Here is a 23,005-nt window from a genome sequence, read left to right on the forward strand (position 1 = left end):
ATGACAGCCCGGCCGTTAGCCTTGCGCAACGGCCGGTTTTTTATGTCTGGTTCATGGCGGTGGTACAGCGCCGTCCCAGCCACCACCCAAAGCCACAACCAGGTTGACGCTGGCCAGCAGCCGGCTTTGCAGCAGGTTCAGCGCGCTGCGCTCGTTGCTCAGCGCGGTCGCCTGTACGGTGACCACGTCCAGGTAACCGATCAGCCCGGCCTTGTACTGGTTGGTGGTCAACCGCAGCGAGTCCCGCGCGGCTGCCAATGCCTCGTCCCGTAGCACCGCTTCGTTCTCGTAAACCTTCAGTTGGCTCAGGTAATCCTCCACTTCACGCATGCCATCGAGCACCGTTTGCCGGTACTGGGCTACGGTCTGGTCGTAGGCGGCTTGGGTGCGGTCCACTTCGGCGGAGCGCTGCCCTCCATCGAACAACGTCAGGGCCAGCTCAGGCCCCACTGACCAATAGCGGTTGGGCAGGCTTAGCCAGTTTGAAGACGTGCTCGAGCTGTAGCCCCCGCTCATGCTGAGGGTGAAATCGGGGTAATACGCTGCCTTCGCTACGCCGATCTGGGCATTGGCCGCGATCACCGTGCGCTCGGCGGAGGCGATGTCCGGCCGCCGCTCCAGCCACTGGGAAGGCACGCCCACGGGAATATCAGGCAGCGCTGGCACCGTAGCCACTTCGGCCAGGCTGAAATCGGCGGGAGGCTGGCCCATCAGCACCGCGATGGCGTTTTCCAGTTGCGCGCGCTGCCATTGCAGGTCTACCAGTTCAGCCTGGGTACTCTTGAGCTGGGTACGCGCCTGGGCGATGGCATCACTGCCCGCTACCCCGGCGCGGTATTGGTTCTCGGTAAGCTGGAGGGAGCGCTGATAGGTTTCGACGGTGGCCTGCAGCAAGCGCTTCTGCTCGTCCAGCACGCGGACCTGCAGGTAGTCCTGAACCAGTTCCGACTGCAGGCTCAGGCGCATGGCGGCCAGGTCGGCAAAGCTGGCGCCGGCATTGGCGGTGTCGGCTTCCAGCCCGCGGCGCAGTTTGCCCCACAGGTCCGCCTCCCAGCTCACCCCCAGCTGCGCGTTATAGGTATCACGGATACCGCTGCTGGCATTGCTCAGGCTCGAACCGCTGCTACCACTGCCCTGTGCTGCCCGGGTTTTGCCCACATTCAGGCCCACGCTGGGATAGAACGCGCCCCGTGCGCTGCGCACCAGTGCCTGGGCTTGCCGATACTGGGCCTCGTACTGGGCCACCGTCTGGTTATTGCGATCGAGGGTGGCCACCAACGCATCGAGTTGCGGGTCCTGGTAGATAGCCCACCATGCGCCGCGTGCCTGATCGTCAGCCGGCGCGGCCTGGCGCCACCCTTCAGCCTGCTTGAACTGGGCCGGCGTTTGCAGGCTGGGCCGCTGATAGTCCGGGCCCACGGCGCAGCCAGCCAACCAGCCAGCACAGCAGGCAATGGCCAGCAGGCGCAAAGGTAAGGCTCGTGGTTGAACGGTGGGAAGTGCGGTCATAGCGGTCTTTCCAGGGCAGCGTCGGTGGTCACGCCGCGCCAGCGGTTATAGCGGTGGCGCAAACGGTCGAGGGCGAGATAAACCACAGGAGTGGTGTAGAGGGTAAGCACCTGGCTCAGCAGCAGCCCGCCAATGATTGCAAGGCCCAGCGGCCGACGCATTTCGGCGCCGTCCCCGCTGCCCAGCAACAACGGCAAGGCCCCGAGAACTGCCGCCAGTGTGGTCATGAGGATCGGCCGCAGCCGCAGCAGGCAGGCCTGGCGGATCGATTCCAGCGGCGCCAGCGCCTGCTCGCGCTCCAGCTGCAACGCCAGGTCGATCATCAGGATGGCGTTCTTTTTCACCACACCAATAAGCAGGAACAGGCCCAGCAACGAGATCAGGCTGAATTCGCCACCCGTGAGATAGATCGCCAGCAATGCCCCTACCCCTGCAGACGGCAGCGTCGAGAGAATGGTCAGCGGGTGGATATAGCTTTCGTACAAAATACCCAGGATCAGATACACCCCTACCAGCGCGCCAAGGATCATCCACGGCTGGCTTTTTTGAGAGTCCATGAACGCATTGGCGTTGCCGCCCGCTTTCACGATCAACTCATCGGGGATGCCCAGCCCGGCCAGACCACGCTCGATGGCGGCGGTGGCGCGGTCCAGCGGTACACCTTCGGCAAGGTCGAACGAAATGGCCTCCGACGCGAACTGCCCATCGTGGCTCACGCTGTCATCTGCCAGGCTGTTCTCGTAGCGCGCAATCGAAGCCAGCGGCACCCGCTTGCCGCTGCTGGTAATCACCTGAACCTGATCGAGGGTGATCGGGTCCTGGGCATAGCGCGGGTCGATCTCCATCACCACCTGGTACTGGTTGAGGCTGTCGTAAATCGTGGAGATCTGCCGCTGGCTGTAGGCATTGTTCAGCACGGTCATCACCGTGTTCATGTCCACCCCCAGGCGCTTGGCCTGGTCGCGATCGACCACCAGCGTCACTTGCGCCGTACCGGCACCATCCCGGGCGTCGATGGCGGTGAGCTCGGGCAGAGAGCGGAACAGCGTCACCACCTTGGGGAACCATTCACGCAAAACGGCCAGGTCGCCGCTCTGGATGATGTATTGGTATTGGGAGCTGGCGTTGTCCCTGGCACCACCGAATTGAAGGTCCTGGTCGGCGAACAGCATCAACCGCCCGCCAGGGATCTTCGGCACCGTATGCCGCAGGCGCTCTATCACTTGCTGGGACGACACCCTGCGCTCGGCCAACGGTTTGAGGCGCACCAGGATGGTGGCGTTGTTGGTGCCGTTATTTCCGCCCAGGGTGGCGGCCACACTGAGCACGGCAGGGTCGGCCAGGATAGCGTCGCGGAACTGGTGCATCTTGGGTTGCATCACTGTGAAGGACAGCCCGTCGTCGCCACGGATGAAGCCCATCAACTGGCCGGTGTCCTGCTGCGGCATGAACGTCTTGGGCACTACAACGTACAACGCCACGTTCAACACAATGGTTGCCAGCAACGACAGCAGTGTGAGCACAGGATGGCGCAATACCCAGCCCAGGGTTCGGCCATAGCCGGCCATCAAGCGCTCGTTGGCAGCCTCGCTCCAGCGCTCCAACCGGCTTTTCGGGCCTGGTGCTCGCGGCTTCAGCCAGCGGGCGCAAAGCATGGGCGTGAGGGTGAGGGACACTACCAGCGACACCACCACTGCCGCGGCGAGGGTGATGGAAAATTCGCGGAACAGGTTCTCGATGATCCCGCCCATGAACAGGATGGACAGGAACACCGCTACCAGCGAGAGGTTCATCGCGAGCAGGGTGAACCCCACTTCCTTGGCGCCCTGATAGGCCGCCCGCAGCGGTGCCACGCCTTCGTCGATATGCCGGGAGATGTTCTCCAGCACCACGATGGCATCGTCCACCACCAAGCCTGTAGCCAGGATAAGCGCCATCAGGGACAAGTTGTTGAGCGAGAAGCCGTAGAGGTACATCACCGCGAAGGTGCCGATCAGCGACACCGGCACGGCCAGGGTGGGGATAAGCGCTGCCCGGCCATTGGCCAGGAACAGGAACACCACCAGCACCACTAGCACCACCGCGATCAGCAGCGTGCGCTCGGCTTCGTGCAGGGTGGCCTTGATCACCGTGGTACGGTCCATGGCCACATCCAGCTGCACATTGGCGGGCAGCAGCGAGCGTAACGCCGGCAGGTGCGACTTGATCGCCTCCACCGTCTCGATGATATTCGCGCCCGCCTGGCGGTTGATCACCAGCAGTACCGCATCCTGGCGATTGTAGAAGCCGCTGTTGTAGCGATCTTCCACACTGTCGCTCACCCGGGCCACGTCACCCAGGCGCAGGATGGCGCCGTCCTGCTGGCGGATCACCAAGGGGCGATAGTCCTTGGCCTGCTCCAGCTGATCGTTGGCCTGCACCTGCCAGGCGCGGTCCGCGTCTTCCACGAAGCCTTTGGGCTGGCGCACGTTGGCATTGTCGATGGCCGAGCGCACGTCGTCCAGGGCAATGCCGTACTGGTTCAACCGCGCGGGCTCGAGTTCGATCCGCACCGCCGGCAGCGAGCTGCCCCCGATCTGCACCTCCCCTACCCCGCTCACCTGGGCGAGCGTCGGCGACAGGATGGTGGATGCCAGGTCGTACAGGCGGCCTTTTTCCAATGCCGGGGACGTGAGCGCCAGCACCATCACCGGCGCCTGGGAGGGGTTGATCTTTTTGTAGGTGGGCATGCTTTTCATGCCGCTGGGCAGCAGATTGCGCGAGGCGTTGATCGCCGCCTGCACGTCCCGGGCAGCGCCGTTGATGTCGCGGCCTTGCTCGAACTGCAGGATCACCCGGGTGGACCCCTGGCTCGAGCGGCTGTTCATGCTGGTCACCCCGGAGATCGCCCCGAAGGCTCGCTCCAGCGGCGTGGCCACCGAAGAGGCCATCACCTCGGGGCTGGCGCCGGAAAGGTTGGCGCTGACCACGATCACCGGGAAATCCATCTGCGGCAGCGGAGCCACCGCCAGCTGACCGAAGCTCACCCCGCCCAACAGAATGATCGCCAGGCTGAGCAGCAAGGTCGCCACAGGGCGACGGATGAACGGGCCGGAGAGGTTCACGCACGCACCTCGGTGCTGCCGCGGCGGGTGAAGCGTCGGCTGGTGCGGTCAAACCACAGGTAGATCACCGGGGTGGTAAACAGGGTAAGCAATTGGCTCACCAACAGCCCGCCTACCATGACCAGGCCCAACGGCTGGCGCAGTTCGGCGCCGGAACCGGTCGCGAACATCAGCGGAACTGCGCCAAACAACGCGGCCAGCGTCGTCATCAGGATGGGCCGGAAGCGCAGCAAGGCTGCTTCGAAGATCGCATCCTGCGGTGCCAGGCCCCGCCCGCGCTCCGCCTCCAACGCGAAGTCGATCATCATGATGGCGTTCTTTTTCACGATGCCGATCAGCAGGATGATGCCGATGATCGCGATCATCCCCAGGTCCTTGCCGCTCAACAGCAACGCCAGCAGCGCGCCCACCGCCGCCGAGGGCAAGGTGGACAGGATAGTGATCGGGTGGATGTAGCTCTCGTACAGCACGCCCAGCACGATGTACATGGTGATCACCGCTGCCAGTACCAGCAGCAAGGTGCTGGAGAGCGAAGCCTGGAACGCCGCGGCCGCGCCCTGGAACTGGGTTTGCACGCCCAGCGGCATGCCGATGTCGCGCTGCACCTGCTCTATTACCTGCACCGCCTCGCCCAGGGATACGCCGTCGCCGAGGTTGAATGACAGCGTGACCGCCGGGAACTGGCCCAAATGAGAGATCGCCAGCTGAGCCTGCCGTTGCTCGATCCGCGCCAGGCTGGACAGCCGCACCTGGGTACCGGTGGTGTCGGTGCTGGTTTCAGTGGTGCTGTTTGTCGACGAGCCGGTGCCGCTGGCCATCTGCATGTCGCTAGTGGTGCTGGCGCTGGTGCTCGAGGACGCTTTCACATACAGCTGTTCGAGCGCTTGCGGCCCGATTCGCCCGCCATCGGCCGATTGCAGCACCACCCGGTACTGGTTGGCCTGGGTATAGATAGTGGAAATCTGCCGCTGGCCGAAAGCGTCGTACAGAGCATTGGTGATGTCCGACACCTTCACGCCCAGGCGCATGGCGGCGTCGCGGTCGATGTCCAGGTACACCTGCAGGCCCTTGTCCTGAAGGTCGCTGGCCACATCTTTCAGTTCCGGCCGCTCGCGCAAGGCATCCACCAGGGTACCGGTCCACTCCGCCAGCAGTTCGGCGTCCGGCGAGGCCAGGCTGAACTGGTACTGGGTGCGGCTGACCCGGTCTTCGATGGTGAGGTCCTGCACCGGTTGCATGAACAGCCGCACCCCCACCAGCCGGTTCACCTCCGGCTGAAGCCGGGCGATCACCTGTTCCGCGCTGAGGTCACGCTCGGCGTGCGGCTTGAGGTTGATCAACAGGCGGCCACTGTTGAGCGTGGCATTGTCGCCGTCCACGCCGATATAGGACGACAGGCTCTGCACTGCCGGGTCGCGCAGGATGATCTCGGCCAGCGCCTGCTGGCGCTCGCTCATGGCCTGGAAGGATATCGCCTGGGGTGCCTCGGAAACCGCCTGGATGAACCCCGTGTCTTGCACAGGGAAGAAACCCTTGGGCACGATCAGGTACAGCACCACGGTGAGTGCCAAAGTGGCCACGGCGACCAGCAGGGTCAGCGGCTGGTGCCGAAGTACCCAGGCAAGCCCGGTGGAATAGCGGGCCACCAGCCAATCCAGCCACGCACCACTGGCGCGGTAGAAGCGCGACTGCTCACCCTCCGGCGGTTCGCGTTTGAGCATGCGGGCGCACATCATCGGCGTGAGGGTGAGCGACACCACCAGCGAAATCAGAATGGCCACGGCCAGGGTGATAGCGAACTCGCGGAACAGCCGGCCAACCACATCCCCCATGAACAACAGGGGAATCAATACGGCGATCAACGAGAACGTGAGGGAAATGAGCGTGAAACCGATCTGCTTGGCGCCCTTGATGGCCGCCTGCAGGGGCGTTTCGCCCTCCTCTATATGCCGGGCGATGTTCTCCAGCATCACGATGGCGTCATCCACCACAAACCCCGTTGCGATGGTAAGCGCCATCAGCGTGAGGTTGTTGACCGAGAAGCCCGCCAGGTACATCACGCCAAAGGTGCCGATCAGCGACAGCGGCACGGTAATGGAGGGAATAAGGGTCGCACTCAAGCGGCGCAGGAACAGGAAGGTGACCAGCACTACCAGCGCCACGGCGAACAGCAGCTCGGTTTGCACATCGTGCACCGAGGCGCGAATGGTCTGGGTGCGGTCGCTGAGCACGGTCACGTCCAGCCCGGCCGGCATGCTCGCCGTCAGGGTAGGCAGCACGGCTTTTATACGGTCTACCACGTCAATCACATTGGCGCCGGGCTGGCGCTGGATGTTCAGCAACACCGCCTGGTTGCGGTTCGCCCAGGCCGCCAGGCGCTCGTTTTCCGCGCCATCGGCGATTTCGGCCACGTCGCGCAAGCGCAAGGGCGCGCCGTTCTTGTAAGCCAGAATGAGGCTGGCGTATTCCTCGGGCGAGCGCAGCTGGTCATTGGCGTCCAGCATGGACACTCGCGTGGGCCCATCGAAGTTGCCCTTGGGCTGGTTCACGTTGGACGCACCGATGAGGGTGCGCACGTCCGCCAGGCTGAGCCCAGCGGCCGCCAGCGCCTGCGGATTCACCTTGATGCGCACCGCGTGGCGCTGGCCACCGGCAATGCTCACCATGCCCACGCCGCCAATCTGGGCGATTTTCTGCGCCATGCGGGTGTCCACCAGGTCGTTGACCTTGGGCAATGGCAGGGTGCGTGAGCTGATGGCAATGGTGAGTACCGGCGTGTCGGCAGGGTTGACCTTGTTGTACACCGGCGGCGCGGGCAGGTCGTTGGGCAGCAGGTTGTTCGCCGCGTTGATTGCCGCCTGCACTTCCTGCTCGGCCACGTCCATGTCCAACGCCAGGCTGAAGCGCAGGGTAATGACCGATGCGCCGCCCGAGCTGGTGGATGCCATCTGCTCCAGCCCCGGCATCTGCCCGAACTGGCGCTCCAGCGGGGCGGTCACCGCGCTGGTCATCACCTGCGGGCTGGCCCCGGGATAGAGGGTCATCACCCGGATGGTGGGGTAGTCGACCTGCGGCAACGCGGACACGGGCATCAACCGCCAGCCAATAAGCCCGGCCAGCACGATCGCCAGCATGCTCAAGGTGGTAGCGACGGGCCTGAGAATGAACAGGCGAGAAAGGTTCATGCGCCAGCCTTGCTCGGGCCAGCGGCTTCACTCGGCGTGGTGCCTTGCAGGTGTTCCCCGGGGCTTGTCGGCAACGCGCGGTTGTCGTTCACCACTTCCACCTCACTGCCGTCGCGCAGCCGGTCGGTGCCTTCGAGCACAATACGGTCGCCCTTGGCCAACCCGCTTTCGATCACCGTGGAATTGCCATCGCTGGCGCCCACCTTCAGTTGGCGCACCCGCACCTTGTTCTCCCCTTCCAGCACGTACACGAAGGTACCATCGGTACCGAACTGGATTGCCGCGCTGGGTGCCAGCACCACCTGGTGCAGGGTGTTGACCAGCAACCGCACGTTCACGAACTGATTGGGGAAGAGCCGTTCGTCCTTGTTGTCGAAGCGGGCCTTGAACTTCAGGGTGCCGGTAGAGGTGTCGATCTGGTTGTCCGGGCTGGCCAGCACACCACTGGCCACCAGCTCGCGGTCGGCCCGGTCCCAGGCCTCCACGCTCAGCTTCTGCCCGTTGCGGTACTGGGCAAGCACGGGGTCGATCTGGGTTTCGGGCAGGGTAAAGGCGATACTGATCGGCTGCATCTGGGTGACCACGGCCACGGCGGTGCTGTCGTTGGCGGCCAGCAGGTTACCGGCATCGAGCTGACGCAGCCCTACCCGGCCTGACAGCGGCGCGCGAATATCGGTGAATTGAAGGTTCAGCCGAGCATCTTCCACCGCCGCGGTGTTGGTTTTTACCGTGGCCTGGTATTGCGCCACCAGCGCTTCCTGGGTGTCCAGGGTTTGCCGGGCGATGCTGTCCTGAGCGAACAGGTCCCGATAACGCTTGAAGTCCACCTGGGCATTTTTAAGTTGGGCCTGGTTCTCTCCCAGCGTGCCCTCGGCCTGCTGCAGGGCGATGCGGTAGCTGCGGGGGTCGATCTGCGCCAACAGGTCACCGGCTTTCACCGCCTGCCCTTCCTGGAAATTCACCTTGACCAGCTCACCGGCTACGCGGGTACGCACGTTTACTGTATTGAGCGCGGTAACCGTGCCCAGGGCCTTGAGGTACACCGGGAACTCCCCCACGGTTACCGTGCCCACCCGCACGGGAGTTGGCCCGGCCGCATCTCCGCCAAAACCGGGGCGCATCGGGTTGCCACCTGGCCGGCGGGCATGGCCCTGGGCCTTGGCTTGCTCCTGCCCGGCCGGGGCCTGACGGTGATTCCAGTACCACAGGGCGGCGCCAGCCAACGCCAGCAGCAATAGCGCCAGCAAGGCGCGTTTCATCAGAGGGGAACGTGTTTGCTGCGAACGATCTACCATGGTGCGGCTCAGCTTTCCTTCAGGACGCTGAACGATAAGCACTTGGGCGTGTTTCGCAAAGCGCATTTACCGGTCTTTTACGTATTGGCAACAAGACGTTACCAAACCGTACAAGGTAATGGCAGGCGGTGGCGACGCGGCGAACAGGCCGCGCCGCCGGAGGGCTTACTTCAGAACAGCCAGCGCTGCCTCGTAGTTCGGCTCCTGGCCGATTTCCGGGACCAGTTCGCTGTGCAGGACTTTGTCCTGCTCGTCGAGCACCACCACGGCGCGCGCGGTAAGGCCCTTGAGCGGGCCTTCGGCAATGGCTACGCCGTAGGCTTCGATGAACTCACGGCCGCGCAGGGTGGACAGGTTAACCACATTGCTCAGGCCTTCGGCACCGCAGAAACGTGCCTGGGCGAACGGCAGGTCGGCGGAAATGCACAGTACCGCGGTGTTTTCCAGGGTGCTGGCCTGCTCGTTGAACTTGCGCACGGAAGTGGCGCAGGTGGGCGTGTCGACGCTTGGGAAGATGTTCAGCACCTTGCGCTTGCCAGCGAAGTCGGCAAGGGATTTGTCGCTGAGGTCCCCGGCAACCAGAGAGAATGCCGGCGCCTGGCTGCCGGCCTCGGGAAGCTGGCCGTCGACACGGACCGGGTTGCCCTTGAGGGTCACTTGAGCCATGGACTGTTTCCTTCTATAGGAGGTGGATGGGAAGCGGCGAGTTAACCATGAATAGCCGGGTACCACCATCGCCGGAATGTAGCCGGATCTGACAGCCCGGGTACACCTGCGCCGCTTCGGACAGAACCCCCGCCCATCAAGGCGGTCTATCAGCCCATTGCAACCAGCAATTAGACGCTCGCCCCTCCGGGTCGTAACCTGTTCGTGCAAGGGATGCTGTTTCGGTTGGCCTGGCGTACCCTGTAGGGGTGCAGGCCGTAGCTGATTCCCGAGGCCGTGGCCAGGCGGCACACTTTCCAAGCGAGGCGCAGATGGCGCAGCGGTACCTCACCGACAGTTTTGCCAGAAGGGTCGACTACCTGCGGATGTCGGTCACGGATCGCTGTGACTTCCGTTGCGTGTACTGCATGGCCGAAGACATGCAGTTCCTGCCGCGCCAGCGCATTCTCACCCTTGAAGAGCTCCACGAGATGGCCCGCGCCTTCGTGGCGCTGGGTACCCGCAAGATTCGCCTCACCGGTGGCGAGCCGCTGGTGCGCGCGGGCATCGTGGAGCTGTGCGCGAAGATCGCCGCCCTCCCCGGCCTGCAGGAACTGTGCATGACCAGCAATGGTTCACAGCTTGGCCGGCTCGCCCAGCCACTGCGTGACGCAGGTCTGAGCCGGCTGAACATCAGCCTGGACAGCCTCGATCCCGAACGCTTCCGCGAGCTCACACGCACCGGCGACCTGGCGCAGGTGATCAACGGCATTGATGCGGCCAACGCAGCGGGCTTTACCCATACCAAGCTCAATTGCGTGGTAATGAAAGGCCGCAACGATCATGAGATCAACAACCTCGTGCAGTTCGCCATCGACCGCGGCCTGGATATCAGCTTCATCGAAGAAATGCCCTTGGGCACCATCACCGAGCACAGCCGTGCCGAGGCTTTCTTTTCCAGCGACGACGTGCGCGCCCGTATCGGCGAACGCTTTACCCTCATGCCCGCCACAGACACCACTCACGGCCCGTCGCGCTATTGGCGGGTGGCCGAGGCGCCGAACAGCCGTATAGGCTTCATCTCGCCGCACAGCCATAACTTCTGCGCCACCTGCAACCGGGTGCGGCTTACCGTCGAGGGGCGGCTTTTGCTGTGCCTGGGCAACGAGCACGCGGTAGACCTCAAGGCCGTGCTGCGCGCCAACCCTGGCCAGCCCGAGCGGCTGGAACGGGCCATTGTGGAGGGCATGGCGCTGAAGCCGCTGCGCCACGAGTTCAAGCTCAATGATGATGTGCAGGTGGTGCGCTTCATGAACATGACCGGCGGTTGAGCCCAGCGGGGCGGGCAAGCGCAACGGAATATCCTTTAAGGCCCGGCTGCATTAAAATGATGGCCCTCGACACCCCGCCGGGTGCCCGCTTTCCATGCCAGCCGCCTCAAGGCCATTCAGGAACCCACCGATGGAACATCGTGAAGCGCTGATCGCGCTGCGCACCTTTCTCTCTACCCAGATCCTCGGCCAGGACAAACTCATCGATCGCTTGCTGATCGTGCTGCTTGCCGACGGCCACATGCTGGTGGAGGGCGCGCCGGGGCTGGCCAAGACCAAAGCCATCAAGGAGTTGGCCGAAGGGGTGGAAGCCCAGTTCCATCGCATCCAGTTCACCCCTGACCTGCTGCCTGCCGACATCACTGGTACCGAGATCTATCGCCCGGAAACCGGCAGCTTCGTGTTCCAGCAAGGGCCGATTTTCCACAACCTGGTACTGGCCGACGAAATCAACCGGGCACCGGCCAAGGTGCAATCGGCGCTGCTTGAAGCCATGGCTGAACGCCAGGTGAGTGTTGGCCGCAGCACTTACGACCTTTCGCCGCTGTTTCTGGTGATGGCCACGCAGAACCCCATTGAGCAAGAGGGTACCTATCCCCTTCCCGAGGCGCAGCTGGACCGGTTCCTGATGCATGTGAAAATCGGCTTCCCCGACGCATCGGTGGAACGGCGAATTCTCCAGCAGGCCCGTGGCGAAGCCCTAAATGGCGAAACCAAACCTGAACGCCGGGTAAGCCAGCAGGCGATCTTTGCCGCGCGCAAGGAAATTCTCGGCCTGTACATGGCCGACGCGGTGGAGGAGTACCTGGTGCAGTTGGTGATGGCTACCCGTACCCCGGCAAAGTACGACGCCGAACTCGCCGAATGGCTGACGTATGGCGCCAGCCCGCGGGGCTCGATTTCCCTCGACCGCTGCGCCCGGGCCCATGCCTGGCTGGCCGGGCGCGACTTCGTCAGCCCCGAAGACCTCCAGGCGATAATCTTCGACGTGTTGCGTCATCGCATCATCCTTTCCTTCGAAGCGGAGGCCGCCGGGGTGGATCAGGATCGCGTTATTCAGCGAATTCTCGACGTGGTCGCGGTGGCCTGAGCCAGACCATGAACAGCCACCCACGGGCCGCACCAGGCATCACCGTTACCCTCGCCGAACTGATCGAGATGCGCCATCGGGTGCGCGAGGTGCAGCTGTTTTCCAAGCCCGGCCAGCGCAGCCCGTTGATCGGCCTGCACCACTCCAAGTTGCGTGGGCGCGGCGTGGATTTCGATCAGGTGCGCGTGTACCAGGCTGGGGACGACGTACGTAACATCGACTGGCGGGTAACAGCGCGCACCCAGGAGCCCCACACCAAGCTCTTCCATGAAGAGCGGGAACGGCCGATCTTCATCCTGGTGGAGCAAAGCCGGCAATTGTTCTTCGGTTCGGCCAGTGCGTTCAAATCCACCGTCGCGGCGCGGGTGGCAGCGCTGTTTGGCTGGGCCACGCTGGAACACAACGACCGCATCGGCGGGTTGGTATTCGGCGACCTTGAGCACTACGAGATCAAACCCCGGCGCAGCAAGCAAAGCCTGCTGCAACTGCTCGACCGCCTGGCCCGGGTAAACGCCGCACTGACCACTGACAGCGCCCCGGCCGCGGACCCGCTGGGCATCGCGCTTCGCCGGGCGCGGGAAGTATTGCGCCCCGGCAGCCTGGCGATCGTGATCTGTGATGAACGCGCCCTGAGCGATGCCGCCGAGCAGCAATTGACCCTGCTGGCACGGCATTGCGACCTGCTGCTGCTGCCCATCAGCGACCCCATGGACCACGCACTGCCGGCCGCTGGGCTGCTGCAGTTCGGCCTGGGTGAAGCGCACCTGGAAATCGACACCAGCGACGCGCAGCTGCGGCGCGATTATCAGGCACTGGCCGAGGCACGCCAGGCACGCTGGGAACGCCTTGGGCAGAAGCTGGGTTTGCTGGTACTGCCGTTGAGCACCCGCGCCGACGCCGTGGACCAGCTACGCGAGTACACCATCGCCAGGCCCCGGCCCGGCATGCAGCCCGTGGCGAGCCCCGTACAATGAACCCGTTGGCACGGCTGCAGCCGTTGATCGAACCGCCGGCCGTTGGCGCCTGGCCGCTGGCCGCAGGCTGGTGGGGGTTGGCGGCGCTGCTGGTGGCGGCGGCAATCACGGCGCTGTGGTACTGGCGCAGGCAACCCTTGCCCGAAGAGCCCCCTTTGGAGGTGCCCGTGCCTGCGGCCGATAACGCCGTGGACCCGGTACGCCTCGAAGCATTGGCCGAACTGGCACTCATGCCCCGCCCTTACGACGGTGCGCCAGCCGGTGCCTGGCTGCAGCAACTCAACGCCCTGCTCAAGCGTGTGTGCCGCAACCATTACCCCGGGGCCCACAGCCATACCCTCAACGGCCGTAAATGGCTGGCGTTCCTGGACAACCGTTGCCCCGCCGCGGGGCTTACGCGCTGGATGATCCTGGTAGAAGGGGTGTACCGGCCCGAGTGCAAACTCGACGACAAAGCCATCAACGGGTTGTATCAGGCGGTTGAAATCTGGATTCGCAAACATGCTTGAGTTCGCCTGGCCGCTGATCTTTCTGCTCGCCCCCCTGCCCTGGCTGCTGCGCCGGGCCTTGCCGCCCGCCGACAGCGGGGAACAGGTGTTGCAGGTAGGCTTTCTCGATGACCTTGCCAGCCTCAGCCGGCGCCGTGCGAGCCGCGGCCTGCCTGGCTGGCGCCAGCAACTGCCTTACGCTTTGGTGTGGGGGCTGTTGCTGCTGGCGACCGCCCGCCCGCAGTGGCTGGGCCCGCCACTGCCACTGCCTGCCAGCGGCCGCGACCTGCTGGTGGCGGTGGACGTGTCGGGCTCCATGGATTACCCGGACATGCAGTGGCAGGGCGAAAACGTAAGCCGGCTAGCCCTGGTGAAGCACTTGCTGGGGGATTTCCTGGAAACCCGCGAGGGTGACCGGGTAGGTCTTATCCTGTTTGGCAGCCGGGCCTACGTACAAGCGCCACTCACCTTCGACCGGCATACCGTGCGCACCTGGCTGGACGACGCGCAAGTGGGGATCGCCGGGCAAACCACCGCGATCGGCGACGCTATCGGCCTGGCGGTCAAACGCCTGCGCCTGCGCCCGGCAGACAGCCGGGTGCTGATCCTGGTGACCGACGGCGCCAACAACGGTGGGCACATCCAGCCGTTGGTCGCCGCGCGCCTGGCCGCTAGCGAGCAGGTGCGGATTCACACCATCGGCATCGGCGCCGACCCGCAAGCGACAGCGGCGAACGCTGCTCTGGGGCTGAACCCGACCAGCGACCTGGACGAAACCGCGCTGCAGGCGATCGCCAGCGCGACTGCTGGAGAATACTTCCGGGCGCGGGACGGCCGCGACCTGCAAGGGATCGGCGAGGCGCTGGACCGACTCGAACCGGTGAATCAGCAGCCGACCCGTGTGCGCCCGGTCGATGAGCTGTATCAGTGGCCCCTGGCGGCGGCTGTGGTGCTGGTGGCATTGATGGTCTGCCAGCGCTTGTTGCCATTGCTGCGCCGCTACGCCTGGCTGCGATCGCTACGCCTGCCTGCCGCCTGGCGCAGCCGGGTTGGGCGTTGGAGGCAGCGCTCATGATTGAATGGTGGCCACACTGGGCACGCCCGGGCTGGCTTGCCGCCTGGCCGGTACTGGCCTGGCTGTGCTGGGCCTTGTGGCTGCGCCGCCGACGCAGCGGCCGCTGGCAGGCGTTGTTACCGCGCGCCTTCCACGGTACGTTGCTGCGCGGAAGCCCGAGCGGCCGCCGCGAGCGAACACCACGGGTATTGCTGGGCCTGGCCGCGGCGCTGGCCGGGCTGGCGCTGGCGGGCCCTGGCTGGGAGCGTGAGCAACAGATCAGCCAGCGGCCAGACGACCCGCTGGTGATCCTCCTTGAACTCACGCCGCACATGCTTGCCCGCGATGCGTCGCCGGACCGCCTCGGCCAGGCCCGGCGCAAGATCCTCGACCTGTTGCAGCATCGGGCCGACGCGCAAACCGCGATCGTGGTGTATGCCGGCAGCGCACACACACTGGTGCCGCTGTCCAACGACCAAGCCACCAGTAGCAACCTGCTGGCGGCACTCAAACCCTCTCTGATGCCAGAGCCCGGCCAACGCGCCGACCTGGCCGTGCGTCAGGGCCTGGACCTTCTGGCACAGGCCGGCCAAGGCTCCGGCCGCTTGCTATTGATAACCTCCAGCCTCACCGAGCAGGAACTGCAGGGGATAGACCACTGGCTCGGCCGGCGCGCACCGCCGTTGCTGGTGCTCGGCGTCGGCAGCCCTGAAGGGGCCCCTGTGGCGTTGGAGAACGGTGAACTGCTCAAGGGTGATGACGGCGGGATCGCATTGCCACGCCTGGATATACCCGCCCTTGCGGCGGCCGCGAGCCATGGCCACGGCCGCTATGAAACCGCTCGCCTGGACAATCATGACCTGCGGGCCCTCGGCCTGTTCGACGCGCCTCATACGCCGATGGCTGCCGATGACGGCCCAGCGCACCCACTGGACCGTTGGGCCGACCAAGGGTACTGGCTGTTGCTGCCATTGCTGGCCATTGCCGCCCTGGCCGGGCGCCGTGGCTGGCTGCTGTGCCTGCCGCTATGGCTGTGCCTCGGCGGACTGCCAACTCCCGCCTACGCCTTCAGCCTGGCCGACCTGTGGTGGCGGCCGGATCAGCAGGGCCAACGGCTGCTGGCGCAGGGGCAACCTGCACTGGCCGCCCAACGGTTCAGCGACTTTCGCTGGCGGGGTGTAGCCCTGTACCGCGCCGGCCAATATGCCGAAGCGGCCAAGCAGTTTGCCCAGGGTGACAGCGCGGCCGACCATTACAACCGCGCCAATGCGCTGGCCCTGGCGGGCGAACTGGATGCCGCGGTGGAAGCCTACGAGCAGGCGCTGGAGCGCCAACCCGCCTTGACCGCCGCGCGCAGTAACCAAACCTTGGTGAAGGCGCTGCTGGATGCCCGCAAGGCCGCCGCCCCGCCCACCGAAAGCTCCGCGGCCCAAGCCTCGCCTTCCCAAGGCGAGGCGACCTCCGGTCAAAGCCAGGCCAACCCCAGCGATCCCAAGGCGCCGCCCACCGCCCCGCCAGGGCCAGATACGGCTGGCCAGGCGACTATGGCAACCAGTGGCGGAACGGGCGAAAGCGATACCCCACCCAAAGGCACCAGCAGCCTGGCCAGTACTGGGGACTACCCCGAGGACGAGGCGCGGGAATCCCTGGAGCAATGGCTGCGACAGATCCCCGACGATCCGTCAGAATTGCTGCGGCGAAAATTCTGGTACGAACAGCAACAACGGCAGGAACAATAACGATGAGTCGGCTCTGTGCCTTTCTATTCTGCAGCTTGATCGCATTGCTGCCCCTTGGGGCGTCGGCGAGCGTGCTGGTGGCCAGTGTCGATCGAACTCGCCTGGCAGTGGGCGAGTCTTTCGAGCTCACCCTGCAGACCAATGACGTGACCCTGTTCGGCCGGCCGGATACCACGCCACTGCAAGCGCAATTCGACGTGGGCGATGTGCGCCAGGTGAACCAGCCGGCCAGCCTCGCGGATGACCGTGGCGCCAGCACCCGCTGGATCATCACGCTGGTGGCTCGCCAAAGCGGTACCCTCACCCTCCCTGGCTTGAGCCTGGGCGAGTTGCGCAGCCAGCCGATTGTGCTTCAGGTGCTGGACGCCGACACCCCGATCGCCGCCACCGCCGAGCCGGTGTTCATCGAGGCGCGGCTGGACCAGGACCAGGTGTACGTGCAGGCGCAGGTGATCCTTACGCTCCGGGTATACCACTCTGTTGCCCTCTACGACGACAGCACCTTCGCCACACCACAGCTGGCCGATGCGATCGTCGAACCCCTGGGTAATCGACGCACCTACGAGAAGGTCATCAATGGCGTGCGCCATGGGGTGATCGAAACACGCTATGCGATTTACCCCCAACGCAGCGGCCAGCTCATCCTGCCCGCGCTGCTGTTCACCGCTACCTCGGTGGAAACCGACGATACCGGCAAGCCCAGGGCGGGCGCGCAGCTTCGCGTGCGCTCTGCGCAGATCACCATAAGCGTTATGGGCAAGCCTGCGGTGTATCCGGCGGACGCCACCTGGCTACCGGCACGCAGCCTGACCGTCACCGAAAGCTGGAACCCGGCACCCGAGCAAGCCCGGGTCGGCGATTCACTCACCCGCACCCTCACCCTTCGCGCCGAGGGGCTTTCAGGCGCGCAGCTACCACCGTTGCCCAGCGCGGAGCTACCGGGTATTCGCCGCTACCCCGACCAACCCCAGCTCAACGACCAGGGCACCGAGCGCGGCCTGGTCGGCAGCCGCCAGGAGCGTGAAGCGCTGGTGCCGGTGCGGGCGGGCGATACGGAGCTGCCGCCGGTGGAAGTGGTGTGGTGGAACACCCGTGAAGACCACCTGGAGCGTACCAGCCTGCCGGCCCGCACCCTGCAGGTGACCGAGCGCGCCACCATGCCCGTGGCGGACAAGCCCGCGGCGGCCGCCCCCCTGCCTCGCCTGCTATGGCCCTGGCAGGCGGCCACGGGGGTATTGTTGTGCACCAGCCTGTTGGGCTTCGGCCTATGGTGGCGTGCGCGCTCGCAGCCTGCAGTGGCCCGGCTGGCCGCTGTAGGGCCCAGCCCCCGCAGCCTGCTGGACGACCTTCGGCGCGCCTGTGGCAACAACGACCCGCAAGCGTCTCGCCAGGCGCTGGATGCCTGGGCCCGCCAGCAACCGGAAACCCTGGCCCAACTGGCCGAACGGTACCCGCCGTTGTCGGACGCCCTGGATGGCCTCAACGGCGCGCTGTACAGCGAAGCCGGTCGTTACTGGCAAGGGGCACGCCTGTGGCAGGCGGTCAGCGCCATCCCGGCAAACAGCCGCCACGTCCCCGGGGCGGAAGAAAACCTTCCGCCGCTTTACCCCAAATAGTTTCGAGACTCCCCATGCGCGTGTTGCACACCTCCGACTGGCACCTTGGCCAAAGCCTTCACGGCCAGGACCGTGACCATGAACATCAGGCGTTCCTCACCTGGCTGCTGGCGCGCATCGTAGCGCTGGCCCCGGATGCCCTGCTGATCGCCGGGGACATCTTCGACACGGTCAACCCCCCGCTCAAAGCGCAGGAGCGCCTGTACGACTTCATCGTCAACGCCCACGAAGCCTTGCCTTCGCTCACCATCGTGATGATCGCCGGCAACCACGACTCCGGTTCACGCATCGAACTGCCCGCCCCGCTGATGCGCCGCTTGCGCACCCATGCACTGGGCCGCGTGCTGTGGCTGGACGACGGCAACCTGGATTGTGAACGCCTGCTGATACCACTCAGCGATGCCAGCGGTGCCACTGCTGCATGGTGCCTCGCGCTGCCGTTCCTGCGGCCCGCCGAAGTGACCGGGCCGCACCTGGGGGAGGATTACCTGGGGGGTATCGCCCAGGTTCATCAGCGGTTGATCGCTGCCGCCAACCAGCGGCGGCAGCCTGGCCAGCCGCTGATCGCGATCAGCCATGCCCACATGGCAGGTGGCGCGGTGTCACTCGATTCCGAGCGCAGCCTGGTGATCGGCACCGCCGAAGCGCTGCCCGCCAGCCTGTTCGACGACAGCGTGGGCTACGTGGCCCTGGGGCACTTGCACAAACCGCAACAGGTGAACGGTGAACAGCGCCTGCGCTACAGCGGCTCGCCCATTCCGCTGTCGTTCTCTGAAGTGGACTATCCCCACCAGATATTGCAAGTGGATTTCGAGGGCGAGCAGCTCACGCAGGTGCTTCCCCACCGCGTGCCGCGTGCGGTTGAGCTGTTGCGCGTAGGCCCGGCGCGCCTGGACGAAGTGATCGCCAAACTGGAAGCGCTGCCCCTGCCGGACCTGCTTGCCAGCGTTGTGCAGCACCCCTGGCTGGAGGTGCGGGTGCAGCTTGACGAGCCCCAGCCGGAACTGCGCACCCGTATCGAAACGGCCCTGGCCGGCAAGGCTGCGCGGCTGGTGCGCATCGCTGTGGAGTACCTGGGCACCGGAAGCCGCGAAGACACCGCCGCCCTGCAGCACCTGGAGCAGCTTAGGCCCGAGCAGGTGTTCAGCCGCGCATGGGAGGAGCAGTACGGCAGCGCCGTAGACGAGGCTACCCTTGGCGATTTTCTGCTGCTGATGCAGGAAGATGAACTGGAGGAACAGCCATGAAAATCCTGGCGATCCGCCTGAAGAACCTGGCCAGCCTGGCGGGCCCGGTAGAACTGGACTTCACCATCGAGCCACTGGCCAGTGCTGGCCTGTTCGCTATCACAGGCCCCACCGGGGCGGGTAAAAGCACACTGCTCGACGCCCTGTGCCTCGCTTTATTCGGCAGCGTGCCGCGCCTGGGCGACACCGGCCGGGACACCAAGGTGCCGGACGTGGACGGCGATATCGCCACCGGCGACCCACGTAACCTGCTGCGCCGGGGGGCCGGCGCGGGCTTTGCGGAGGTCGATTTCATCGGCGTGGACGGCGTGCGCTATCGGGCGCGCTGGGAGGCCAACCGCGCCAGGGAAAAAGCCGGCGGCAAGCTGCAACCCAGCCGCCAGACCCTGCTGGACCTGGACAGCGATCGCCTGCTAGCAACCCAGAAAGGTGAATACCGGCCTCTTCTTGAATCACGGCTGGGCCTGAATTTCGAGCAGTTCACCCGCGCGGTGTTGCTGGCCCAGAGCGAGTTCAGCGCCTTCCTCAAAGCCGATGACAACGAGCGCAGCGAACTGCTGGAAAAGCTCACCGACACCGCGGTGTATAGCCGCCTTGGCCGCCGTGCGTACGACAAGGCCCGCGCTGCGCGACAACAGCTTGAAGCGCTGCAGGCGCAGGAAGGTGCGTTCTCGGCGATGGGCGAAGCAGAGCGCCTGGCGCTCGATGCACGCCTCGACGAAGCCCGCCAGGGGCTGTTGCAATCCCAGGGCCAGCGCCGCGAACGCGAAGCCCAGCATGAGCACTATCAGGCGCGTGAGCGGTTGACCGCCGAGCGGGCGGCAGCGGCAGACGCGCTCGCGCAGGCCCGACTTCGCTGGGATCAGCTGAGCGATGACCGCCAGGACCTTGCCCACCTTGATGCCTTGGCGCCACAGCGAGCGTTGCTTGAACGCCAGGCCCGGCTCACAACTCAACTCGCCACCCTCGGCCCCGCCTGTACCGAAGCTGCCGGTTTGCTTGACTACGCCCAACAGGCGTCTACCCAAGCGCAGGCTGAGCTTGAAGCCGCCGATAGTCACTTGCAGGCAGCGCTGGCGAGCCACGGCGAAGCCACACCTGCGCTGCGCGAAGCGTTCGACCAGCAGGCCGCACTGCATCATCTTGAACAGGACCTGGCCCCTCAACAGGCGCGGCAGGCTCAGCTCGAACGACAGCACCTCGAAGGCGAGCAAACGCTAGCCACCCTGGCCCAGGCCCAGAGGCAAGCCGCCGATGTGCAGCAGGCCATCGGGGCGCGGCTGGAGCAGAGCACCGAACTGGCCCGGCTGGCGGATGCCTGGCAAGGGTATCAGCCACGGCTGCAACAGCTGGTGGAAGTGGCCAGCCGCGTCAGCCGACTGGACGGCCAGCTGCCGCCCTTCCAGGAGGCCGCGCGGGTTGCCGGGCAGGCACGGGCGTCGGCGCAGGCCTTGCTCGATGACCTGCAGGCCCGCCTGGGCGCCACCGACGACCTTGGCGAACGCCTGCAACTGCTGAGCGAACTGATCCGCGACAACCGGACGGCACTGGAGGATCTCGGCGCACTGGAAGGCCAGTGGCGACGCTGCGCTGAAGTGCAAGAGCGCCTGAGCGAACTGGCCGCGCAACAGCATCGCCTGGCCCAGCAGCGCGAGCAGCGCACCACTGAAGGCAAGGCGGTCAGCACCGAGCATCAGGCCGCCAGCCAGGCGCTGGACGTGACGGTGCAACTGCTGGAACGCCAGCACCTGGCGCGGCTCAAGGCGGGGTTGATCCCCGGTGCGCCCTGCCCCGTGTGTGGCAGCGCCGAGCACCCGAGCCACGGCGCCAGTGCTGACAGCGTGCTTGAAACGCTGGAAGCCCAGGACCTGGCGGACATGCAAGCGGCGCAAGACAAGGTAAAGGCCCTGGCCGATCGCCTGGCTGAGTTGCGGGCCGAGGTGCGCGGCCTGATGGAGCAGCAAAAAGCCCTGCACGAACAGCAGCAGCACGGTGAGGGTCACAACACTACGCTGCTGGATGCACTCAAGGCCCTGCCCCGGCATGATGCCTTGCTGGCGGTGCCGGCGGCTGGGCGTCAGGCTTGGCTGAGCGATGGGCTGGCCCGGCTGCGCGAGCAGATCGGCACGGACGAAAACCAGCTCAAGGCGTTACTGGCCGCCCAGGCTCAGGCCACTCAACAGCAGAACGAACTGCGTGCCGCCCAGCAAGCCGCCGAGGAAGCCGAGCGCGCGGCGCAGGCCGCGCACGACCAGCGTACGCGGGAGCAGGCGCGTTTCGATGAAGAACTTGAGGCGTTCACGGGGTTGCTGCCCGACGGCGTGCTGAAGGACCTGCGTACCGGACCGGCGAAGGCGGTTGCGGCATTGGAAGCCAGCCTCGCCGAACGCCTCGGATTGCTGGAGCAGCAACACGCGCAGGCGTTGGCTCAGGGCCAGCGGCAGCAGCAGATTCAAGTGTGCGAGGCCCAGCAGCAGGGGCTTGCCCAGCAACTGGAAGCGCTGCGCGACGGCTTGCAAGGCTTGCAGGCGCGGCGCGAGCAACTGCGCGTCGGCTTGGCCGAGCGCCTTGGCGCCCATGCCAGTGCCCAGGCTTGGCAAACCGTGCTGGAGCAAGCGGTTGAGGCCGCGCGCATCCGGCATGCCGAGGCGGCCCAGGCGTTGCAACGTGCTGGCAGTGAAGTGCTCGCTGCGCAAGCCCGCCAACAGGCCTTGCTTGACCAGCAAGCCGCCGTAGAGGCAGAGCTGGCGGAGTTGGGGGCATCGCTGCTGGGTTGGCGCACCACCTGCCCTACCCTGGATGACCCGGCGTTGCAGCGTTTGCTGGCCGTTTCGCCGGAGGAAGTGGAGCAACTACGCGCTCGCCTGCGTGAAGCCCAAAGCGCTGTCGAAAATGCACAAGTATTGCTGCAGGAACGGGAACAGCGATTAGAGGCGCATGTAGCGCAGGCCAGCGCCGATGCGTTGGATGCCCAAGCCCTGGCCGTCGCGTTGGCGACGATAACAGCCGAATGCGAGCGCCAGGAACAGGCCTGCGCCGAGCTGCGCGCCGCCCAGCTGGAAGACGACCGCCGGCGCCAGGCCCGCGAAGCCCTGGCCGCACAATTGGAGGCTGCACAGGCCGAATACCGCCGTTGGGGCCGCCTCTCGGCGCTGATCGGCTCCGCTGAAGGCGATCGCCTGCGCAAGATCGCCCAGGCCTACAACCTCGACCTGCTGATCCGCCACGCCAATGCCCAACTGCTGCAGTTGGTGCGGCGTTACCGGCTCAAGCGTGGCGGCAGTGCATTGGGCTTGCTGGTGGTGGATACCGAAATGGGCGATGAGGTGCGCTCGGTGCACTCATTGAGCGGCGGCGAAACCTTCCTCGTTTCCCTGGCGTTGGCGCTGGGGCTGGCGTCCATGGCGTCGAGCACACTGCGGATCGAATCGCTGTTCATCGACGAAGGCTTCGGCAGCCTCGACCCCGAATCCCTGCAACTGGCCATGGATGCGCTGGACAACCTCCAGGCACAAGGCCGCAAGGTGGCGGTGATCTCCCATGTACAGGAGATGCACGAACGCATCCCGGTGCAGATCCAGGTACGGCGGCATGGCAATGGCTTGAGCGAGGTGGCGGTGGTGCCTTGAGGGCCTGGGGCATTAGCGGGGCCCGGGAATGGCTTTGAACCGGTTCGCAGGCTTCGCCTACTCACTGTGGGGCCCAGCAGTTGGTGTGGTATTACACCA

At 65.5% G+C, this 23,005-nt stretch carries 14 protein-coding genes; 9 read left to right on the forward strand and 5 right to left on the reverse strand.

Annotated features, from left to right (window positions below; all coding sequences use genetic code 11):
- Nucleotides 1-51 precede the first annotated feature (51 nt).
- The 5 genes from G7016_RS17065 to tpx form a co-directional block, all read right to left on the reverse strand.
- Nucleotides 52-1,509: an efflux transporter outer membrane subunit gene (locus G7016_RS17065; RefSeq protein ID WP_181116794.1), complete on the reverse strand. Its 1,458-nt coding sequence runs from the start codon at nt 1,507-1,509 to the stop codon at nt 52-54.
- Nucleotides 1,506-4,613: an efflux RND transporter permease subunit gene (locus tag G7016_RS17070; RefSeq protein WP_181116797.1), complete on the reverse strand. Its 3,108-nt coding sequence runs from the start codon at nt 4,611-4,613 to the stop codon at nt 1,506-1,508. The genes G7016_RS17065 and G7016_RS17070 overlap by 4 nt, the downstream gene beginning before the upstream one ends.
- Complete coding sequence (locus G7016_RS17075; protein ID WP_181116800.1) at nt 4,610-7,798, reverse strand: efflux RND transporter permease subunit; 3,189 nt, start codon at nt 7,796-7,798, stop codon at nt 4,610-4,612. Before G7016_RS17075 ends, G7016_RS17070 begins: the two co-directional genes overlap by 4 nt.
- Entirely contained in the window at nt 7,795-9,093 is a 1,299-nt protein-coding gene (locus G7016_RS17080) for an MdtA/MuxA family multidrug efflux RND transporter periplasmic adaptor subunit (protein ID WP_181116803.1), read from the reverse strand. Before G7016_RS17080 ends, G7016_RS17075 begins: the two co-directional genes overlap by 4 nt.
- A 165-nt stretch (nt 9,094-9,258) precedes the next feature.
- Nucleotides 9,259-9,759 carry a thiol peroxidase gene (tpx, locus tag G7016_RS17085; protein WP_181116805.1) on the reverse strand — a complete coding sequence of 167 codons (501 nt, stop codon included), beginning with the start codon at nt 9,757-9,759 and terminating at the stop codon, nt 9,259-9,261.
- A gap of 311 nt (nt 9,760-10,070) precedes the next feature.
- On the opposite strand from tpx, the gene moaA reads away from it, so the two are divergent.
- The 9 genes from moaA (at nt 10,071) to G7016_RS17130 (ending at nt 22,906) form a co-directional block, all read left to right on the forward strand.
- Entirely contained in the window at nt 10,071-11,069 is a 999-nt protein-coding gene (gene moaA, locus G7016_RS17090; protein WP_181116808.1) for a GTP 3',8-cyclase MoaA, read from the forward strand.
- A 130-nt stretch (nt 11,070-11,199) separates the two neighbouring features.
- Complete coding sequence (locus G7016_RS17095) at nt 11,200-12,159, forward strand: AAA family ATPase (protein WP_181116810.1); 960 nt, start codon at nt 11,200-11,202, stop codon at nt 12,157-12,159.
- 8 nt (nt 12,160-12,167) lie between these two features.
- Entirely contained in the window at nt 12,168-13,133 is a 966-nt protein-coding gene (locus tag G7016_RS17100; protein WP_181116812.1) for a DUF58 domain-containing protein, read from the forward strand.
- Nucleotides 13,130-13,642, forward strand: a complete 513-nt coding sequence (locus tag G7016_RS17105) for a DUF4381 domain-containing protein (RefSeq protein WP_181116814.1) — start codon at nt 13,130-13,132, stop codon at nt 13,640-13,642. Before G7016_RS17100 ends, G7016_RS17105 begins: the two co-directional genes overlap by 4 nt.
- On the forward strand, nt 13,635-14,696 hold the full coding sequence (locus tag G7016_RS17110; RefSeq protein ID WP_181116816.1) for a vWA domain-containing protein: 1,062 nt from the start codon (nt 13,635-13,637) through the stop codon (nt 14,694-14,696). Before G7016_RS17105 ends, G7016_RS17110 begins: the two co-directional genes overlap by 8 nt.
- Nucleotides 14,693-16,414 (forward strand): VWA domain-containing protein, encoded by a 1,722-nt coding sequence (locus G7016_RS17115; protein ID WP_181116818.1) that lies wholly within the window; start codon nt 14,693-14,695, stop codon nt 16,412-16,414. The genes G7016_RS17110 and G7016_RS17115 overlap by 4 nt, the downstream gene beginning before the upstream one ends.
- Nucleotides 16,415-16,416: 2 nt before the next feature.
- Complete coding sequence (locus tag G7016_RS17120) at nt 16,417-18,030, forward strand: BatD family protein (RefSeq protein WP_181116820.1); 1,614 nt, start codon at nt 16,417-16,419, stop codon at nt 18,028-18,030.
- A 14-nt stretch (nt 18,031-18,044) separates the two neighbouring features.
- Nucleotides 18,045-19,277 carry an exonuclease SbcCD subunit D C-terminal domain-containing protein gene (locus G7016_RS17125; RefSeq protein ID WP_181116822.1) on the forward strand — a complete coding sequence of 411 codons (1,233 nt, stop codon included), beginning with the start codon at nt 18,045-18,047 and terminating at the stop codon, nt 19,275-19,277.
- A complete protein-coding gene (locus G7016_RS17130) occupies nt 19,274-22,906 on the forward strand; it encodes an AAA family ATPase (protein WP_181116824.1) in 3,633 nt (1,210 codons plus the stop codon). Before G7016_RS17125 ends, G7016_RS17130 begins: the two co-directional genes overlap by 4 nt.
- Nucleotides 22,907-23,005 lie beyond the last annotated feature (99 nt).

The sequence above is a fragment of the Pseudomonas japonica genome, from assembly GCF_013522925.1.
In the GTDB taxonomy this organism is placed as follows: domain Bacteria; phylum Pseudomonadota; class Gammaproteobacteria; order Pseudomonadales; family Pseudomonadaceae; genus Aquipseudomonas; species Aquipseudomonas japonica_A.

What these genes read in the sequence shown, in the direction of transcription:
- G7016_RS17065 (WP_181116794.1), bottom strand. Translation starts at nt 1,509, where the DNA reads ATGACCGCACTTCCCACCGTTCAACCACGAGCCTTACCTTTGCGCCTG.
- G7016_RS17075 (WP_181116800.1), bottom strand. Translation starts at nt 7,798, where the DNA reads ATGAACCTTTCTCGCCTGTTCATTCTCAGGCCCGTCGCTACCACCTTG.
- G7016_RS17080 (WP_181116803.1), bottom strand. Translation starts at nt 9,093, where the DNA reads ATGGTAGATCGTTCGCAGCAAACACGTTCCCCTCTGATGAAACGCGCC.
- tpx (WP_181116805.1), bottom strand. Translation starts at nt 9,759, where the DNA reads ATGGCTCAAGTGACCCTCAAGGGCAACCCGGTCCGTGTCGACGGCCAG.
- moaA (WP_181116808.1), top strand. Translation starts at nt 10,071, where the DNA reads ATGGCGCAGCGGTACCTCACCGACAGTTTTGCCAGAAGGGTCGACTAC.
- G7016_RS17095 (WP_181116810.1), top strand. Translation starts at nt 11,200, where the DNA reads ATGGAACATCGTGAAGCGCTGATCGCGCTGCGCACCTTTCTCTCTACC.
- G7016_RS17100 (WP_181116812.1), top strand. Translation starts at nt 12,168, where the DNA reads ATGAACAGCCACCCACGGGCCGCACCAGGCATCACCGTTACCCTCGCC.
- G7016_RS17105 (WP_181116814.1), top strand. Translation starts at nt 13,130, where the DNA reads ATGAACCCGTTGGCACGGCTGCAGCCGTTGATCGAACCGCCGGCCGTT.
- G7016_RS17110 (WP_181116816.1), top strand. Translation starts at nt 13,635, where the DNA reads ATGCTTGAGTTCGCCTGGCCGCTGATCTTTCTGCTCGCCCCCCTGCCC.
- G7016_RS17115 (WP_181116818.1), top strand. Translation starts at nt 14,693, where the DNA reads ATGATTGAATGGTGGCCACACTGGGCACGCCCGGGCTGGCTTGCCGCC.
- G7016_RS17120 (WP_181116820.1), top strand. Translation starts at nt 16,417, where the DNA reads ATGAGTCGGCTCTGTGCCTTTCTATTCTGCAGCTTGATCGCATTGCTG.
- G7016_RS17125 (WP_181116822.1), top strand. Translation starts at nt 18,045, where the DNA reads ATGCGCGTGTTGCACACCTCCGACTGGCACCTTGGCCAAAGCCTTCAC.
- G7016_RS17130 (WP_181116824.1), top strand. Translation starts at nt 19,274, where the DNA reads ATGAAAATCCTGGCGATCCGCCTGAAGAACCTGGCCAGCCTGGCGGGC.